Origin of the sequence: Barrientosiimonas endolithica (genome assembly GCF_030296655.1) — a bacterium.
Taxonomy (GTDB): Bacteria; Actinomycetota; Actinomycetes; order Actinomycetales; family Dermatophilaceae; genus Barrientosiimonas; species Barrientosiimonas humi.
Genome location: NZ_AP027735.1, coordinates 966280 through 983810, shown reverse-complemented (window position 1 = coordinate 983810; position 17531 = coordinate 966280). Strand labels below are relative to the sequence as shown.

General features: G+C 72.2%; 17 protein-coding genes and 2 tRNA genes. 4 read left to right on the top strand and 15 right to left on the bottom strand.

What is annotated here, in order from left to right; all coding sequences use genetic code 11:
- Window positions 1-89: 89 nt before the first annotated feature.
- Complete coding sequence (gene glf / locus QUE40_RS05065) at window positions 90-1229, bottom strand: UDP-galactopyranose mutase (RefSeq protein WP_142004674.1); 1140 nt, start codon at window positions 1227-1229, stop codon at window positions 90-92.
- Between the two features lie 186 nt (window positions 1230-1415).
- Between glf and QUE40_RS05060 the strand changes: the two genes are divergently transcribed.
- Window positions 1416-2459 carry a glycosyltransferase family 2 protein gene (locus QUE40_RS05060; RefSeq protein ID WP_289232485.1) on the top strand — a complete coding sequence of 348 codons (1044 nt, stop codon included), beginning with the start codon at window positions 1416-1418 and terminating at the stop codon, window positions 2457-2459.
- A gap of 51 nt (window positions 2460-2510) precedes the next feature.
- On the opposite strand, the gene ettA is transcribed toward QUE40_RS05060, so the two are convergent.
- The 8 genes from ettA to QUE40_RS05020 form a co-directional block, all read right to left on the bottom strand.
- Complete coding sequence (ettA, locus tag QUE40_RS05055) at window positions 2511-4193, bottom strand: energy-dependent translational throttle protein EttA (protein ID WP_142004672.1); 1683 nt, start codon at window positions 4191-4193, stop codon at window positions 2511-2513.
- A 76-nt stretch (window positions 4194-4269) separates the two neighbouring features.
- Window positions 4270-4830 (bottom strand): single-stranded DNA-binding protein, encoded by a 561-nt coding sequence (locus tag QUE40_RS05050; RefSeq protein WP_289232484.1) that lies wholly within the window; start codon window positions 4828-4830, stop codon window positions 4270-4272.
- A gap of 378 nt (window positions 4831-5208) precedes the next feature.
- Window positions 5209-6876, bottom strand: a complete 1668-nt coding sequence (locus QUE40_RS05045; protein WP_142004670.1) for a GTPase — start codon at window positions 6874-6876, stop codon at window positions 5209-5211.
- Window positions 6873-7196: a hypothetical protein gene (locus QUE40_RS05040; protein ID WP_289232483.1), complete on the bottom strand. Its 324-nt coding sequence runs from the start codon at window positions 7194-7196 to the stop codon at window positions 6873-6875. Before QUE40_RS05040 ends, QUE40_RS05045 begins: the two co-directional genes overlap by 4 nt.
- Window positions 7163-7675 (bottom strand): hypothetical protein, encoded by a 513-nt coding sequence (locus tag QUE40_RS05035; RefSeq protein ID WP_289232482.1) that lies wholly within the window; start codon window positions 7673-7675, stop codon window positions 7163-7165. The genes QUE40_RS05040 and QUE40_RS05035 overlap by 34 nt, the downstream gene beginning before the upstream one ends.
- 118 nt (window positions 7676-7793) lie before the next feature.
- Window positions 7794-8621, bottom strand: coding sequence for a dynamin family protein (locus QUE40_RS05030; RefSeq protein ID WP_289232481.1), 828 nt, complete (start codon window positions 8619-8621; stop codon window positions 7794-7796).
- Between the two features lie 51 nt (window positions 8622-8672).
- A tRNA-Arg gene (locus QUE40_RS05025) sits at window positions 8673-8746 on the bottom strand.
- 61 nt (window positions 8747-8807) lie between these two features.
- Window positions 8808-10016 carry a PrsW family intramembrane metalloprotease gene (locus QUE40_RS05020; protein ID WP_289232480.1) on the bottom strand — a complete coding sequence of 403 codons (1209 nt, stop codon included), beginning with the start codon at window positions 10014-10016 and terminating at the stop codon, window positions 8808-8810.
- 110 nt (window positions 10017-10126) lie between these two features.
- Here QUE40_RS05020 and orn point away from each other — a divergent pair, with 110 nt between their 5' ends.
- Together orn and QUE40_RS05010 are read left to right on the top strand one after the other, a co-directional pair.
- Entirely contained in the window at window positions 10127-10702 is a 576-nt protein-coding gene (gene orn / locus QUE40_RS05015) for an oligoribonuclease (protein WP_433997044.1), read from the top strand.
- Window positions 10703-10798: 96 nt separating this feature from the next.
- Window positions 10799-10874, top strand: a tRNA-His gene (locus QUE40_RS05010).
- A 63-nt stretch (window positions 10875-10937) separates the two neighbouring features.
- On the opposite strand, the gene QUE40_RS05005 is transcribed toward QUE40_RS05010, so the two are convergent.
- From QUE40_RS05005 to QUE40_RS04990, 4 genes are all read right to left on the bottom strand, one after another.
- Window positions 10938-11204: a hypothetical protein gene (locus tag QUE40_RS05005; protein WP_433997043.1), complete on the bottom strand. Its 267-nt coding sequence runs from the start codon at window positions 11202-11204 to the stop codon at window positions 10938-10940.
- A gap of 132 nt (window positions 11205-11336) precedes the next feature.
- Window positions 11337-11759 carry a PaaI family thioesterase gene (locus tag QUE40_RS05000; RefSeq protein ID WP_289232479.1) on the bottom strand — a complete coding sequence of 141 codons (423 nt, stop codon included), beginning with the start codon at window positions 11757-11759 and terminating at the stop codon, window positions 11337-11339.
- Between the two features lie 22 nt (window positions 11760-11781).
- Window positions 11782-12906 (bottom strand): MFS transporter, encoded by a 1125-nt coding sequence (locus QUE40_RS04995; RefSeq protein WP_289232478.1) that lies wholly within the window; start codon window positions 12904-12906, stop codon window positions 11782-11784.
- Window positions 12831-13109, bottom strand: a complete 279-nt coding sequence (locus QUE40_RS04990) for a hypothetical protein (protein WP_289232477.1) — start codon at window positions 13107-13109, stop codon at window positions 12831-12833. The genes QUE40_RS04995 and QUE40_RS04990 overlap by 76 nt, the downstream gene beginning before the upstream one ends.
- A gap of 131 nt (window positions 13110-13240) precedes the next feature.
- On the opposite strand from QUE40_RS04990, the gene QUE40_RS04985 reads away from it, so the two are divergent.
- Window positions 13241-13753, top strand: a complete 513-nt coding sequence (locus QUE40_RS04985) for a winged helix-turn-helix transcriptional regulator (protein ID WP_289232476.1) — start codon at window positions 13241-13243, stop codon at window positions 13751-13753.
- A 19-nt stretch (window positions 13754-13772) separates the two neighbouring features.
- Here QUE40_RS04985 and QUE40_RS04980 read toward each other — a convergent pair whose 3' ends face one another.
- Together QUE40_RS04980 and fgd are read right to left on the bottom strand one after the other, a co-directional pair.
- Window positions 13773-15569 carry a YihY/virulence factor BrkB family protein gene (locus tag QUE40_RS04980; protein ID WP_142004666.1) on the bottom strand — a complete coding sequence of 599 codons (1797 nt, stop codon included), beginning with the start codon at window positions 15567-15569 and terminating at the stop codon, window positions 13773-13775.
- A 107-nt stretch (window positions 15570-15676) separates the two neighbouring features.
- The gene (gene fgd / locus QUE40_RS04975) at window positions 15677-16678 is read right to left on the bottom strand and encodes a glucose-6-phosphate dehydrogenase (coenzyme-F420) (protein WP_289232475.1); all 1002 of its coding nucleotides are present in this window, start codon (window positions 16676-16678) and stop codon (window positions 15677-15679) included.
- Between the last annotated feature and the right edge of the window lie 853 nt (window positions 16679-17531).

The following is a 17531-nucleotide window of genomic DNA, read 5'->3' as shown; positions in this document are numbered from 1 at the left end:
CGGCGAGGCCGCACGGGCGTGCTCGCCCCACGACGCACGTACGCCCTGGCGGGCAGCCCGCCAGGGCGTACGTCGTCTGCGCGGGGGCGTCAGTTGTTGAACAGCGCCGGGATCTTCTCGCCGCCCGCGATGGCCGACTTGATCTGGTCGGCCGCGGACAGCGCCTCGGCGATCGTGACGTCCATGTCCATGTAGCGGTAGGTGCCGAGCCGGCCGGCGAAGGTGACCCGCGGCTCCTCGGCCGCTGCCTGGAGGTACTGGTCCAGCAGGGTGCGGTCGTCGGCGAGCCGGATCGGGTAGTAGGGGATGTCGTCCTCCTCCGCGAGACGGGAGAACTCGCGGAAGGCGACGGTGCCCTCGTGCTCCTCCCACGGCGCGAAGTGCTTGTGCTCGCTGATCCGCGTGAACGGCACGTCCAGGTCGCCGTAGTTCATCACCGAGCAGCCCTGGAAGTCGCCCTCGGCGCGGATCTCCTCGAAGTCGAGGGTGCGGTATCCGAGGCGGCCGTGGCGGTAGTCGAACCAGGCGTCCAGCGGGCCGGTCCAGATCGAGTGGTCGTAGTCGTCGTGCTCGGCCGGGGTGTACGGCGTGCTGAGCCGGACCTCGATCGCGGGGTGGTCGAGGATGTTGGCGACGATCGCGGTGTAGCCGTCGCGCGGGATCGCCTGGTAGGGGTGGTTGAAGTAGGAGTCGTCGTAGTTGAAGCGCAGCGGCAGCCGCTTGAGCACCGACGCGGGGATCTGGGTGGGCGGCAGGCCCCACTGCTTGCGGGTGTAGCCCTCGAAGAACGCCTCGTAGAGACGCCGGCCCATCATCTTCAGGGCCTGCTCCTCGAAGTTGCGCGGCTCGTCGATGCTGTCGTCGGCCTGCTCGGCGATGAACTCCTTGGCCTCGGCCGGGTTCAGGGTGGTGCCGAACAGCTGGTTGATCGTCAGCAGGTTGACCGGCAGCAGGTAGACCCGCCCGCCCACGGTGCTGCGCACCCGGTGGTTGTACGGCTGCATCGTGCCGAAGCCGTTGACGTAGTCCCACACCCGCTCGTTGCCCGTGTGGAAGATGTGCGGGCCGTAGCGGTGGATCATGATCCCGGTGTCGGGGTCGCGCTCGGTGTGGCAGTTCCCGGCGATGTGGTCACGGCTGTCGTAGACGACGGCGCTGTGCCCCGCCTCGGCGAGCTCCCGAGCAAGGACGGCGCCGGAGAAGCCGGCGCCGGCGATCCCGAACTTCATTCGATCTCCCCGATTCTGCGGGTCGGTGCGGACTGGACGCGGCTACCTTAGTCGCGAGCCGAGTCGCGCACCCAGAGGGCGGCATGTCACCCTTGGAGGGCCCCGCACGGCCCGTCCAGATCCGATGCCGAGTGGGGAAGGTGCGCAGCGGCCCAGCGGCCGGCGCGAAGGAGGGGACCAGAGCTCATGACCGACCAGTCGACCGTGACCGCTCAGCCCACGAAGCGGTGGTCGGTGATGATCCCCGCTCACAACTGCGCCGACTATCTCGCCGAGACCCTGCCCGAGGTGGTCTCCCAGCTCGGCGCCCGCCCCGACGCCGAGATCGTGGTCGTCGACGACGGCTCCACCGACGACCCCGAGTCGGTCGTCCGGGCGCTCGGTCACGAGCAGGTCCGCTACTCCCCCAACCCCTCGCGGCTGGGCGCGATCGGCACCTTCAACCGTTGCCTCGAGCTGGCCGACGGCGAGCTGGTGCACATCCTGCACGGCGACGACCTGGTGCTGCCCGGCTTCTACGAGGCGATGGAGGCCGCGCTGGCCGACACCCCGGCCCTCGGCGCCATGTGCCGCACCCAGTACATCGACGGCGACAGCTCCCCGCACGGCACGTCCCGGCGATACCGGCACGGCACGGGCGTGTGGCCGCAGGCGCTGGAGTCGTTCGCGGTGTCCAACCGGGTGCGCGCCCCCAGCATCGTCGTGCGCTCCGGCGCCTACGCCGAATTCGGCGGCTTCCGCACCGACCTGCCGCACGCCGCCGACTGGGAGGCCTGGACCCGGCTGGCCGCCAACGGGCCGATCGTCTTCGTCGACGAGGTGCTGGCCGCATACCGGCGGCACGCGGCGTCCGACACCGCGGCGCGGGTCAAGACCGGCGACAACATCCGTGAGCGGGTCACCGCGATCAAGCTGATCAGTCAGTACATCCCGGCCGACCGGCGTGCGAGCACGATCCGGCGCGCGCTGGTCTACTCCAGCGTGTACGCCACCCGCACCTCGGCCCAGCTGGCCCGCCGGGGCAGCTGGCCGGCCGCGCGCACGCAGGCCCGCGAGGCCGTGCGCTGCCTCATGCAGATCCCCGGCGGCCTGCGCTCCATGCCGAGCGAGAACGGCGCCGACGCCTCCCCCGTCAACGGCAAGACCGTCGACGGGGCCGCCGGCTCGCCGCTGCACCACGCCGGCGACCACGACTCGATGCCGAGCGAACGCGGAGCGGGCGCGGCCTGAGGCCACGCCCGCTCCGACGGTGCTGCTCCGAGCCGAGCGGCCCGGTCCCGCTCAGTCGCGGGTGAGCCGGCGGTAGGTCACCCGGTGCGGCCGCGCCGCCTCCTGGCCCAGCCGCTCGACCTTGTTCTCCTCGTAGGCGGCGAAGTTGCCCTCGAACCAGTACCACTTGGCCGGGTTCTGCTCGTCGCCCTCGTAGGCGAGGATGTGCGTCGCGACACGGTCGAGGAACCACCGGTCGTGGCTGATGACCACGGCGCAGCCCGGGAAGTCCAGCAGGGCGTTCTCCAGCGAGCCGAGCGTCTCGACGTCGAGGTCGTTGGTGGGCTCGTCGAGCAGCAGCAGGTTGCCGCCCTGCTTGAGGGTCAGCGCGAGGTTGAGCCGGTTGCGCTCGCCACCGGAGAGCACGCCGGCCTTCTTCTGCTGGTCCGGGCCCTTGAAGCCGAACTGCGAGACGTACGCCCGCGAGGGGATCTCCACGTTGCCGACCTGGATGAAGTCCAGCCCCTCGGAGACGACCTCCCACAGCGACTTCTCGGCGTCGAGGCCGGCGCGGGACTGGTCGACGTAGCTGATCTTGACCGTCTCGCCGATCTTCACGTCGCCGCCGTCGGGCTCCTCGAAGCCGACGATGGTCTTGAACAGCGTGGTCTTGCCGACGCCGTTGGGGCCGATCACGCCCACGATGCCGTTGCGCGGCAGGGTGAAGGACAGCCCGTCGATCAGGGTGCGGTCGCCGAAACCCTTCTTGAGGTCGGTGACCTCGATGACCTGGGCGCCGAGGCGCGGGCCGGCCGGGATCTGGATCTCCTCGAAGTCGAGCTTGCGGGTGCGCTCGGCCTCGGCGGCCATCTCCTCGTAGCGGGCCAGCCGGGCCTTGCTCTTGGTCTGCCGGGCCTTGGCGTTGGAGCGCACCCACTCCAGCTCGGTCTTGAGCCGCTTGGCGAGCTTGGCGTCCTTCTTGCCCTGGACCTGCAGGCGCTCCTGCTTCTTCTCCAGGTAGGTCGAGTAGTTGCCCTCGTAGGGGTAGAGCCGGCCGCGGTCGACCTCGCAGATCCAGCCCGCGACGTTGTCGAGGAAGTACCGGTCGTGGGTGACGGCCAGCACGGCGCCGGCGTAGCTCGCGAGGTGCTGCTCGAGCCACTGCACCGACTCGGCGTCGAGGTGGTTGGTGGGCTCGTCGAGCAGCAGCAGGTCGGGCTTGCTCAGCAGCAGCTTGCACAGCGCGACCCGGCGGCGCTCACCACCGGAGAGCACGCTCACGTCGGCGTCACCGGGCGGGCAGCGCAGGGCGTCCATCGCCTGCTCGAGCTGGGAGTCGAGGTCCCAGGCGTCGGCGGCGTCGATCTTCTCCTGCAGCTGGCCCATCTCGGCCATCAGCGCGTCGAAGTCGGCGTCCGGCTCGCTCATCTGCTCGGAGATCTCGTTGAACCGGTCGAGGTCCTTCTTGATCTGCCCGAGCCCCTCCTCGACGTTGCCGCGCACGTCCTTGGTCTCGTCCAGCGGCGGCTCCTGCTGCAGGATGCCGACGCTGAAGCCCGGCGTGAGCCGCGCCTCGCCGTTGGAGGGCTGGTCCAGGCCGGCCATGATCTTCAGGATCGTGGACTTGCCGGCGCCGTTGGGACCGACGACGCCGATCTTCGCGCCCGGGAAGAACGACATGCTCACGTCGTCGAGGATGACCTTGTCGCCCACAGCCTTGCGGGCCTTGGTCATGGTGTAGATGAACTCCGCCATGGCCGCAGGCTAACGGGGCGGCGGGCCTGCCCACGAATCGAGCCGCCCCACCCGCCGCCCGGCGCGGGCGCCGCCCTCAGCTGGAGGCGCTGACCACCTCGTAGGCCCGCTCGGGCGCCGGCTCCTCGTCGGGGACGTCGTGCTCGTCCGGCGGCACCAGCGGCCCGGACGAGGCGACCGTGTCGTCGCTCTCGGGCCGGTCGTACGCCTCCGCCGGGCGGTCGTCGACCTGCGGCTGCTGCGCCGCCACGGCGTCGAGGATCGGCCGGGTGTCCTTGCGGAACTCGCTGCGCCCGAGTCGCAGGCTGTGCCCCATGTGCTCAGCCGTCAGCCGCACCTCGTGCCGGGTCTCCCCCTCACGGGTCTGCCACTCGTTGATGGTCTGCGCCGCGTGCACGATCACCGGCTGCCCCTTCTTCGCGCAGTTGAGCACGTTGACCGCCAGAGCCCCGAACGCCGTCACCGAGTAGTAGCTGGTCTCGGCGTCGACGAACTGGTTCTCCTCGCGCAGGAACTGGCGTGAGGTCACCGCCACGCGGAAGGTCGTGTAGGTCGCCCCGTCGCGCGTCGTGCGCAGCTCGGGGTCGGCCACGAGGTTGCCGTGGATCGTGACGTACGTCTTGTTGTTGTTGGCCATGTCTGCCCGCCTTCGAGGTCCGCGGCTCCGGATGAGCCGGGTCGGGCCCCAGGTTCACCGGACCGCGACCCCGGCCGCGAGACCCGCAGGACGACCTGTGGATCCCGCCCGGCCGCTCGACATGCCTGTGCACGACCGACGTCCGTACGTCACAACCCCCGGCATCGGCCCTTGTGACGGCCCGCCGCACCAACCCCACGTCACAACCCCCGATATCAGCGCAAGTGACGGCTCGCCGCACCAACCCCACGTCACAACCCCCGATATCGGCGCAAGTGACGGCTCGCCGCACCAACCCCACGTCACAACCCCCGACATCGGGGCGTACGACAGCGGGCAGGACGGGTCGGTATCGACCCGGTGGCGCGTCGGGGCGCGTCAGGCGGCGGCGGTGTCGAGCGCCTCGCGGGTACGCGCGTGGCGGGCGAGCACGTCGTCGACCGGGGCCAGGATGTGCGAGCGGGCGACGCCGGAGACCTTGTCGCGCAGCTCCTTGGCCAGGGCCTGGCGGCGGCGGCGGGCCGCTCGGGCGGCCAACCACCGCGACAGCGCGGCGAGGGTGACCCCGAGCAGCAGCCCGCCGACCAGCATCAGCAGCGGGATCGGCAGCGGGCCCCAGGTGGGAGCCCCCACGTCGATCTGGGCCCAGCCGAGCACCATGAGCAGCAGCAGCCAGGCCAGGCCGGCGACCGCGACGGCGGCGAGCACCCACTGCAGGAAGCCGACGAGGCCCCACCACGCGGGCCGCTTGCTCTCCAGCGGCGTCGAGGTGACGGCCTGGTCGAGCGCGTCGACCATCGAGCGATCGTCGGGGGTCGCGGCGTCCTGCACCGAGGCGGCCCACGACGGCGGCAGGCCCTCGCTGGCCCGCTCCCCCAGCCGCCGGGTCGTGACCTCCACCGCCGCGCGCGCGGCGGGTGACGGGGCCGGCAGCGACGAGCGTCCGGTCGCGGCGCGGGCCTGCGAGCGGCTCATCCCCTGGATGTCCTCGTCGCGCATCAGCTCCTGCAGCCCGAGCCGGCGCAGCGGCGCGGGCCGCAGCTTGGTGGTCCACCGGGTGAACGGCCACCCGGTCGCCTCGACCGCGTGCCGGCGGTAGTCGCGCTCGACGGCGTCGAGCACGACCGGCACCCCGGCGGCCTTCTCGAGCGCGACCACCAGCTCGCCGTCGACCTTCTTCGGCAGCCGCGGCTCGCTGTCACCGACCTGGGCGCGCAGCGCGCGCGCCTGCTCGCGCAGGTCGCCGAGGAGCCGGTGCTCGGCCGCGTTGCGCGACTGCACCACCTCGCCGAGCGCCGCGACCAGCTCGTCGAGCCCCTGGTGGGTGACCACGGACGTCCCGATCACGCGCACGTCGGTGAGGCCGTCGCGCCCGAACAGACGGGTGAGATCCTCGATGGTGGCCTGGGCGTCGGCCTCGCTGAGCCGGTCGATCTGGTTCATCACCGCGATGGTCACGCCGGCGTGCGAGGCCATCTCGCGGACGTACTCGTCGTGCAGGATCGCGTCGGCGTACTTCTGCGGGTCGGTGACCCAGACGAAGACGTCGACCAGGCGCAGCACCCGGTCGGCCTCGGCGCGGTGCGCAGTGACCCGGGAGTCGAAGTCGGGCAGGTCAAGCAGCACCAGGCCGTCGAGCACGTCGGCCTGCGGGAGCCGGTCGGACACGTGGTGGCGCGCGTCGACCTGCAGCCAGTCGAGCACCTCGGCGCTGGGCTCCTCGCCCCAGATCGCGGCGCTGGTGGCCGACGTCGTGGGGCGCCGGGCGCCGATGCGCGACACGGGCTCGCCGACGAGGTAGTTGAACAGGCTGGACTTGCCGCTGCCGGTCGCGCCCGCGAGGGCGGCGATCGTGCGGGAGCCGGCCAGCGACGTACGCTGCCCGACCTTGGCCTCGACCGCCCGGACCCGCTCGGCCGTCTCGGGCGGGAAGTGCAGGCCGCCGGTGTCGAGCGCGGTGCGCAGCGCCTCGCCGCGGCGCTGCAGCTCCTCGCGCGGGACGGCCGGGAGCGCCTGGCGGCGGCGCAGCTTGTCGAGAGGCTTCATCGGACGGCCTTCAGCTGGGAGATCGCACGGTCGAGCTGCTCGGCGGCGCCGGGGTCGAGCTCGACGCGGCCGAGCGCCTGGTCGTAGCGGGCGCGCTCGTCGGCGAGCACCTCGTCGACCCGGCGCAGCAGCAGCTCGCGCGCCTTGGCGGCGAGCGAGCGCACCGCCTGGTCGCCGAAGACGGCCTCGAGGACCCGCTGGGCCACGATGGCCGAGCCGCCGGCGACGCCGATCTCGGCGCCGGCCAGCATGCCGCCGGTCGCCGAGAACACCACGAGCATGAGCATCACGCCGATGCCGTTGATGCCGAACGCCAGCAACCGCGCGGTGGTCCGCCGCCCCCGGCCTCGCTGCGCACCATCTCGAGCACGTCGCCCTGCCACTCGCGCACGAGCCGCTGCACGCGCTCGTCGAACTGCGGCGACACCTGCGCGAGCGAGCGGTCGTCGGCGAGCAGCTCGCTGCCGCCGGGCAGCGAGCGCCAGTTGCGCGCGGCGCCCATCGCCGCCGACTCGCCGTGCGAGGCGATCAGGGCGGCGACGCCGGTGTGCAGCGCCTCGCCGAGGTCCTCGACGGGCGCGGCGCGTCCGCGGCCGCGCAGCACGGAGGCGATCTTGTCGCGCACCCGGCTCACGCCCTCGTCGAGCTGGCGGAACCACTCGCCCGTGCCGACGAACTCCTGCCAGCGGGCGAGCACCTCGCCGCGCAGCAGCGAGCCGTCGCTGATGCCCTCCTCGATCTCGCCGCGGGCGCGGACGTACGGCTCGTGGGCGGCCTGGGCGAGCGCCTGGGCGGCCATCTCCTGCGCCGTGACGGCGCCGGCGAGCGCGGAGGCGCGGCCGGTGAGGAGTCGAGGGCGCCGTCGAGCGTGCGGCGGATGACGATCGAGCGGGCGCGGGAGTCGGCGGCCAGCGAGCTCAGCCAGCTGCGCATCCGCTCGACCTCACCGGCGGGCAGCAGCCCTGCTCGGACAGCCGGCTCTCGAGCACCGCGAAGACGGGCGACTGGCCGAGGCCCTGCTGCATCAGCATGCCCGCGAGGTCGGCGCGCACCTCTTCCATCGCGTCGACCGGCACCCGGTTGAGCACGACCGCGACCGAGGTGCCGCGCTCGGTGGCCTGCTGCAGCAGACCCCACGGCACGGCGTCGGCATAACGGGTCGCGGTGGTGACGAACAGCCACAGGTCGGCCGCCGCGAGCAGCTGCCGCGCGAGGTCGCGGTTGGCCTCGACGACCGAGTCGATGTCGGGGGCGTCGAGCAGCGCCAGGCCCGGCGGGATGTTGCGCGAGGCGACGAGGCGCAGCTGGCCCGGGTCGTCCTGCTGCGTGGGCGCGCCGGTGAGGCGGGCCAGGCCGGGCAGCACGCGCTGGTCGGCGAACCACCGGGTGTCGTCGGGGTTGTGGATCAGCACCGACGCGCGGGTGGTCGGGCGCAGCACGCCGGAGCGGCTGACGACGTCGCCGACGAGGGAGTTGACCAGCGTCGACTTGCCGGCTCCGGTCGAGCCGCCGACCACGCACAGCAGCGGGGCGTCGATGGAGGTGAGGCGCGGGAGGACGTAGTCGTCGAGCTGGTTGAGCAGCTCGACGCGGTTGGTGCGTTCGGCCGCGACCTGCTCGACCGGGAGCGGCAGCGAGCTCGCGGCAACCGCCCCCGCAGCTGTCGGACCGCGTCCACCAGGGGCGCAGTGTCGGGGTGGTCGGTCACGGGGGCCAGCATTCCCTGTCGCCGGAGCGCCGCACAACTCACCCCTTCGTGTGTCGCCGGGCCCGACGCGCGCGTCGATCGAGCAGGGCGCCCCCGGCAGGACTCGAACCTGCGACCTAGAGATTAGAAGGCTCTTGCTCTGTCCAGCTGAGCTACGAGGGCGGGGCGGACAGCGCCCGCCGAGACGATTCTACGGACCCGGCCGCGGGCGTACGGCCCGGTTCTAGACGTGCCCGAGCACCTCGAAGCGGCGGTAGATCGCGGTGCCGAGGAACTCCTGGCGCAGCCGGCCGATGAGGTCGAGCAGGGTGCGCTCCTCGCGCAGCGCGCGCTCGTCGACCTGGCCCCGGTTCATCCGGGCTCGCAGCAGCGCCAGCTCGCTCGCGGCGTCCTGGAAGTCGTGCATGCGCCGGCGGGCCGGGCGACCCCCGTGCGACCCCGCCCACTGCCGGGCGTAGCGCCGCTCGGGCATCGAGGCGAGCATCGCGACCTCGGCGTGCGTGAGCCAGCCGCGGTCGGCGTACGGGCGCAGCTCGCGCCCGATCGTGCGCCCCTCGCGCCGGCGCGCCCAGACCAGGAGCGAGACGAAGGCGACGAACAGGGGCACCTGGACGAGGGCGTACGCCACGAGCCAGCCGCGCATGGACACGAGGGCTCCGGCGTTCCACAGGGCGTGCAGCACGACCGCGCAGGTCCAGCCGAGCAGCGGCGCGCCGATGCGCACCGCCCAGGAGCGGCTGGTCGCGGCGACGCCGATGCCGATGCCCGTGCAGATGGTGAACATCGGGTGCGCGAACGGGCTCATCAGCACCCGCAGCACGAACGTGCCGAGCAGACCCTCCTCGCCGGACTCGGCGTAGCCGTTGGCGAGGTAGAGGATGTCCTCGACGAAGGCGAAGCCGCAGCCGGCGAGGCCGGCGTAGACGATGCCGTCGAGCACCCCGTCGATCTCGCGGCGGCGGAACCACAGCAGCAGCAACGGCGCCAGGCCCTTCAGCGACTCCTCCACGACGGGGGCGACACCGACCGCGACCCACGGGTTGCCCTCGTCGGTGGCGCCGAGCAGGTAGCCCCCGATGTCGTTGAGCACGGCCGCGCCCAGCGTGGCGATGCACGCGCCCCAGAGGAAGGCGAACAGCAGCATCCCCGGCGGCTCGGCCTCGAACCGGTCGACCCACAGGAAGACCGGCACGACGATGCCGATGACCACGACCGACAGGGTCACGCCGAGCACCGTGGCGGTCAGCCCGGCCTGGGCGCCGACCAGCGCCAGCATGCCCAGCCCGCCGAACCCGAACAGCACGGTCAGCACCCCGAGGAGCAGCAGCCGGCGCAGGATCGGCCGGAACCGCACGTACGCCGGTGCCCGCCCGGGTGCACCGCCGCCGGGTGCACCACCCGGCTGCACGTCGGGAGTCGCGTTCCAGGCCATGGCCCCGGAGGCTAACCCAGTCCATAGAGTGGCGTGGTGACCGAATCTGCCCAGACCCCGACTCCCCCGCCCGCAGCCAGTCCGACCGCATCGTGTGGATCGACTGCGAGATGACGGGGCTCGACCTCGAGCGCGACGCGACGATCGAGGTCGCCGCGCTCGTCACCGACTTCGAGCTCAACCAGCTGGGCGACGGCGTCGACGTGGTCATCAAGCCGCCGGCCGAGGCGCTGGAGCAGATGGGTGACTTCGTGCGCGACATGCACACCAGGTCGGGGCTGCTGGACCAGCTCGACGGCGGGGTCACGCTCGAGGAGGCACAGGCCCAGGTGCTGGCGTACGTCCGCGAGTTCGTGCCCGAGGCCGGCAAGGCGCCGCTCGGCGGCAGCACGGTCGGCACCGACCGCAACTTCCTGGCGCGGGACATGCCCGAGCTGGAGGGATACCTGCACTACCGCGTCGTCGACGTCTCCTCGATCAAGGAGCTGTCGCGCCGGTGGTACCCCCGGGTCTACTTCTCCGCCCCCGAGAAGGTCGGCGGGCACCGCGCGCTGGCCGACATCCGGGAGTCGATCGCCGAGCTGCGCTACTACCGCGAGACGGTGTTCGTGCCGCTGCCCGGCCCCGACTCCGACTCGGCCAAGAAGGTCGCGGCCCGGCACGCCGTCCCCAAGGACGGGGCCTGACCTGCCGGTTCGGAGCACGGCCCGTGAGCCTGTAGGATGGTCCGCGCTGCCTCCCCGTGGGGAGGCAGTCCCCGTGCCGGAGGGTTCCGGCGCACGGTGGGTGTAGCTCAGCTGGTAGAGCATCGCGTTGTGGTCGCGAGGGCCGCGGGTTCAAGTCCCGTCACTCACCCCAAGCCGAACGGCGGGTCCGCAACCGGGCCCGCCGTTCGTCGTTCTGCTCCCCGGGCGCGGCGACTCACCGCCCACTGGCACGGAGTCGAACTGGTGCAGCAGGCGACCATGCCCCGGGCTCGCCGTCGGAGCTGTTGTCGTCACGGGATCGGCGTGGCCAGAAGGTCTGAACCAGCAGCACCGTCGGGGTGCTGATGCAGATCGCCCCTGCGACGTTGTTGCCCAACACCAGAAAGACCAGCCCCGCCGCCACCAGCGTCACGGCGAGGACCATCGCGAACGCCTGACCCCGCTTCGCGGTCGTCATCCCAGCGTCGACGATCTGGTCCAACCGCTCCTCCCTGCCGTAGACGCTTCGCTCGATCGCGGCGATGACCCGCTCCGCAGCGCCCTCCCCTGATCCCGACACATGCCCGCACACGCTGACCGCGCCCACCGACACGGGGGCTCCGAGCCGAGGGCGTCAGGAAAGGTGGCTCGCGTCGACGTTCTGCAGCCGCACGTTGCCACGCGCGAGCAGCTTGCCTTCCTGGCGGACCTCGACCTGCCAGAGCTGCTGGGTGCGGCCCTGGTGGACCGGCAGCGCCTCGACCTCGGCGCGGCCGCCCGTGGTGGAGCGGATCAGGTCGGTGGCGTTGTGCACGCCGACCGCGACCTGGCCGCGCCCAGACACCGCGGCCGACCCGCCGATGCTGGCGGCGGACTCGACGATGCTGCAGTGGGCGCCGCCGTGCACGACGCCCCAGGGCGTGTGCTGCGTCGGGCCGAGGTCGACGTGCCCGCGCACGTGGGCACCGTCGTACTCATCGACCCGCAGGCCGCTCGCGGCGACGAACGGGCTGGCGACCTCGAGCGCGAAGTCGGGCAGGGGGACGGGTGCGGTCATGGCTCCTCCGAATCGAGTTGGATCACTCTGCTGCTGTACGCCAGGAGCCGGTCGGTGCGCCCGCCACCCCGGGCGCCCGCTCGCCGCGAGAGAGCCAGGCGACGGCCAGCGCCGCGAGCAGCGAGCAGGCCGCAGCGAGCAGCGCCACCCGGTTCCAGCCGGCCAGCAGGTCGGTGCCGGCGGTGACGCTGGCGACGCTGATGCCGACCGCGGCGCCGAGATAGCGGGCGGTGTTGTTGGCGGCGGTGCCCGTGGCGGCGAGCCCGCCCGGCACGGTCGCGACCGCCTGCCGGGCGAGGCCGGCGTTGAGCAGCCCCGACGCGCAGCCGCACACCACGAGGCCGGGCACGAACCGCCACGCGCTGACCGGGTCGCCCACGCCGGCGAGCAGCACCAGCCCGACCGCGACGCCGACGAGCCCCGCGGTCAGCTGCACGCGGCCGGGGATGCGCGGCCCGTGCCGCACGAGCGCCAGGGCGGCCAGGGCGCTGGTGCCCGACCACGCGGCCAGCACCCCCGCGGCCTGGAACGTGCTCAGCCCGACTGCCCGCACCAGCACGGTGCACAGGAACGACGAGGCGGCGATGATGCCGAGCCCGGTGCCCAGGCCGGCGATCGTCGCGCCGAGGAAGGGGCGGTGGGTGAAGATGCCCGGGTCGACCAGGCGCTGCGGTCGGCGCTGGCTGAGCCCGAGGGCCACGAGCAGCAGCCCCGACCCGCCGAGCAGCACGGCTGCGAGCACCGGCCCGCCCGCCCGCACCTGCACGATGGCGGTGACCAGCAGCGCGAGGAACGCCGTGAGCAGGGTGAACCCGACCAGGTCGAGCCGCCGGGCTCGCTCGGCGGGTGGCTCGACGGGCAGCACCCGGCCGGCGAGGGCGTACAGCAGCGTGCCGGCCAGCGCGAGCCCGACGTAGAACCAGCGCCACGCCCCGGCCAGGTCGAGCACGCCGGTCAGCAGCGGGCCGAGCGCGATGCCGGCGCCCATCGCGGCGCTCCACCAGACGGCGGACGTCGAGCGGTGGCGCCCGTCGCCGTCGGCCGCGGCGAGCAGACCGAGCCCGGTCGCGATCATCCCGGCCGCGCCGAGGCCGACCACCACCCGCGCGACGACGAACGGCCAAGTGCTGCCGACGACGGCGCACACGAGGTTGGCCCCGCGAAAACCATTGCGCCCAGGGCGAATACGCGAGCGCGGCCGAGCGCGTCGGCGACCACTCCGGCGGCGAGCAGAGTGACCGCGAGGCCCACGCTCATCGACGCGAGCACCCAGGTGGTGCCGGCGGCCGACGCGTCGAGCGCCGCGGACAGCGTCACCGCGTTCCCGAGCGGACCGGCGTAGGCGACCATCGACCAGAAGGTGCTGGCCACGACGAGGGCCAGCACCGCGCCGTACGCTCCCGGCCTGTTCGGTCTTGTCACCAGACCTGTCTACCACGCCATGAGTCTCGTGACGAGACTTATCGGGTAGATTGCAGGACGTGGCACTGGGCAACGGGTACGAGCAGCAGGGGTGCTTCCTCGCGCGGGCGCTGGAGGTCGTCGGCGAGCGCTGGACGCTGCTGATCCTGCGCGACTGCTTCTACGGCGTGCGGCACTTCAGCGACCTGCTGGCGCACCTGGACATCTCCCGCGGGGTGCTGACCGAGCGGCTCGACGCGCTGGTGGCCGCGGGCGTGCTGGAGCGGCGGCCGCAGGGCCGGGCGGTCGAGTACGTCCTCACCGACGCCGGCCGCGCGCTGTGGCCGAGCATCTATGCGCTGAGCAAGTGGGGCGAGCAGCACCTGTCGGGCAACCATCCGCCCCGGGTGTTCAGCCACGCCGACTGCGGCACCGACCTCGACGACGCCGGCCGCTGCCCCACCTGCGGGACGGTGCCCGACGTCGCCGACCTGGTCGTACGTCTGGCGGACGGGCCGCACGGCAGTCGCCGCAGCGACCCGGTCGCCGTCGCGCTCCGCACCCCGCACCGGATGCTCACGCCGATCCCGTGAGCCGAGCCCGAGGAGGGCTCTAGGACTCGCTCTTGCGGTCGCGGCGGAACTTCAGCGGGACCTCTTCCTGCTTGCGCGGCGGGTGCGCCTCGAAGTGCGACGTGCGCCGGCCGTAGCGCTGCTGCTCGACCTCGTCGCGCAGCGGGCTGGGCATGGGCACCTTGGTCGGCTTCGGCGCGGGCGGCGCCGCCGCCTTCTCCGACTGCTGGGCGCGGAACGAGGCACGCCGCTCGGCGCGCTGCCGCTCGACGTCGTCGCGGGCGGGGCTGGTGCGCGGGACGTACTGCGAGCGGGCCTGCTCGACCTGGTCCCAGCGCTCCTCGCGGCTGGGCTGGGCGGCCTGCTGGGCCTTCTTGCGCTCCGCCTGGCGCTTCTGCTCGGCCTTCTTGCGCGCGGCGGCCGCCTTGCGCTCCTGGGCCTCGAGCCGCTCACGCACGCGGCGCTGGTGCGAGGCCTCCTTGAGGGCGGCCTCCCGGCGCTCGCCGCGGGCGCGGATGATCTGCTCCTCCTGCTCGGCCGGGGTCAGGGCCTGCTTGGCCTGCCCCTGGGTCTTGGCACCGCCGTCGCGGTCGCGCTTGCCCTTGTCGTCCGAGCCGCCGCGCGAGGGCCGCCCCTCGTCGTCGCGGGTCGCGGTCGGCTGCGGGCGGCCGAGGCCGTCCTTGGCGGTGCGGTCGGAGGTCACCAGCGCGGGCACGCCGCTCGCGCCGGTCTTGGTGCCGCGGCGGGTGGCCGTCGCGGTCGTCGCGCCGGCCGTGTCGCCGACCAGCTCGATCTCGCCCTCCTCGGCCTTGCCGGACTCCAGGCGCAGCTCGTGCGCGGTGTCGACGGCCTCCTCGACCTTCTCTGCGCGGCTCTCCAGACCCGACTCGTCACGCACCGGCAGCAGCACCATGTTCTCGGCGGGCAGCCCCGACTTCAGCTGGCGCGTGCGCTCCAGCTCGGCGTCGAGCTCGGCGCCGAAGAGCAGGGCCAGGTTGGTCAGCCACAGCCAGAACAGGAACAGCACGGCGGCCGCGAAGGCGCCGTACGTCTTCTGGTAGGTCGCGCCCGCGGAGAGCGTGACGTACAGCGCGAAGGCGAGCGTGCCGAGCACCCACACGACGAACGCCACCAGCGCGCCCCAGCTGAAGAACATCCGCTTCGGCTTGCGCACGTTGGGCGTGGCCCAGTAGAGCAGCCCGATGATCGTCACGACGATGAACGCGACGAACGGCCACTTGACGATGTCCCAGACCTGCACGGCCTGCTCGCCGACGCCGACCTGGTTGCCGATCGAGCGGGCGACGCCGCCGGACAGCGCCATCGCGAGCACCACGACGAGGATCATCAGCATCTCGACGAGCGTGACGAGGTAGAGCCACGGCCGCAGCTTCCAGATCGGGCGCCCCTCGGTGACGTCGTAGATGCGGTTCATCGCGCGGCTGAACCCGCCGACGTAGCCGGAGGCCGACCACAGCGCGGTGAGCACACCGATGACCAGGGCGAACCCGGCGCCCCTGCTGCTGCTGAACCGCTCGATGATGCTGCGCGGGGTCTCGAACGACGGGTCCGAGGTCTGCTTGCCGGTGAGGTCGGCGAGGATCTGGATGATCGTGTCGGGGTTGACGTTGAACACGCCGATCAGCGACACCAGGGCCGCGATCGCCGGGAACAGCGAGAACAGGCCGTAGTAGGTGAGCATCGCCGCGATGTCGGTGCACCCGTCGCGGGAGAACTTGCCCGCGGCACGCTTCACCGCGACACCCCATGCGGGCTTGGCATCGACCTCGGGGATCTCCGTGGGCCGATCGAGCTCGAGCTCGGTCTGGACGGTCATGCTCGCCACCTGCTCCTGATTCGCCGACAACTGCACTGCAGGGCAACCTATCGGCGCCGGGCCCCTGAGTCAGGCCACGGGTTACCGGCGCGTTGGGGTGGAATCGTTCACAGCTCCCGCAACCGCGGCACCAGATCGGTCGTGAGCTGGTCGAGGAAGCGCTCCTGGTCGGCGCCCGGACCGTGGAACACCAGGTGGTTGAGCCCGGCGTCGACGTACGGCTTGATCTGCGCGACCGCCTCGTCGGGGTCGGACGCGACGATCCAGCGCTTGGCGACCTGCTCGATGGGCAGCTCGTCGGCGAGCCGCTCCATCTCCTCGGCGGAGTCGACGGTGTGCTTCTGCTCGGCGGTCAGCGACAGCGGCGCCCAGAAGCGACAGTTCTCCAGCGCGGCCGACGGGTCGCGGTCGTACGACAGCTTCACCTCGATCATCCGGTCCACCGTGCCGGGTTCACGCCCGCGCAGCTCCTCCCCCTCGGTCACGGCGGGCATCAGCTTGTCCGTGTAGAGCTTCATGCCCTTGCCGGAGGTGCAGATGACGCCGTCGCCCATGCGGCCGGCGTACTTCGCGACCTGCGGCCCGCCCGCGGCGATGTAGACCGGCACCGGCTCCTCGGGCCGGTCGTAGATGTGCGCGCCGACGAGCGTGTAGTAGTCGCCGTCGAAGTCGACCGAGTCCTGCGTCCAGAGCTGGCGGATCAGACGTACGGCCTCGCGCAGCCGCGCGAACCGCTCCTTGAAGTCTGGCCACTCGCGCCCGGACACGGCGATCTCGTTGAGCGCCTCACCGGTGCCGGCCCCGAGGATGACGCGCCCGTCGGTGAGCAGCGCGTTGGTGGCGAACGCCTGCGCGATCACGGCGGGGTTGTAGCGGAAGGTCGGGGTCAGCACGCTGGTGCCGATCTTGACCCGGCTGGTGCGCTCCCCCACCGCGGCCATCCAGGACAGCGCGAACGGCGCGTGGCCGCCCTCGTGCCGCCAGGGCAGGAAGTGGTCGGAGGTCCACACGCTGTCGAGGCCGAGCTCCTCGGCACGGACGGCGTAGTCGACCAGCTCGCGGGGGCCGAACTGCTCGGCGGAGGCCTTGTAACCGATGGTCAGCGACATGGGACCGACGGTAGTCCGCATGCGAGAGGCCCGGCCATGTCGGCCGGAAGGCGCCGAACCTCTTGCTAGGGCTCAGGACGGCTCGGAGGGATTTCAGGCGTAGACCACCCATGCGCGCTGGCCGCGGCTGATACTCCTCCTCAACAGGCCATTGCCGGCTGACGGACAGGGGAACAGGGATGCACATCAGAGTCGCGAGTTCTGGGGCCTGCGCCCTGCTCCTCATCCTCCCGCTCGCGGGGTGCACGAACTCGTCGTCGACCAACGACGGAGGCAGTGCATCCACAGCTGCGGGGAGCACATCCTCGCCCGGCGCACCCAGCACGCCTGGCGCAACTACCACCGGGGCCGCTCCCACACCGAGTGCGACAGGGCGCATCGCAACGAGCGCCCAATCGAGCCCCACCACCGACACATCGCGAGCGCCAGAGGACTCCTCGGGGAAGTACGTCACCGGGAACTCGGTCGGTAGCCAACTGGAAGCTGCGCTGAAGCGCAGCGCCCCTGACCGCGAGTACGGGACGGCCAACTGCGGCCCCCTACGCGCTCAAGTGGACGACACCACCTCATGCACGATCACCGTCGACGGAGCGACGCTCGCTTACACGGCAACGGTCAAGAGCGTCGTGGGCTCGACCGTGAACTTCGAGTTCACCCCTGACGACGACAGCGCTGGAGGCGTCCCCCGGAGGGCTACGAGGACCCCACCGATGTCGCCCCCGAAGATGACGCTGCTCCTGGCACAGCGGCGGAAACGGCGAAGTACGGGGAGACCTACACCTCTCCGAGCGGCCGTCAGATCTTTGTCTCGACGCCACAGCCGTACACGCCGACGGAGGCTGCTGTCGGCACC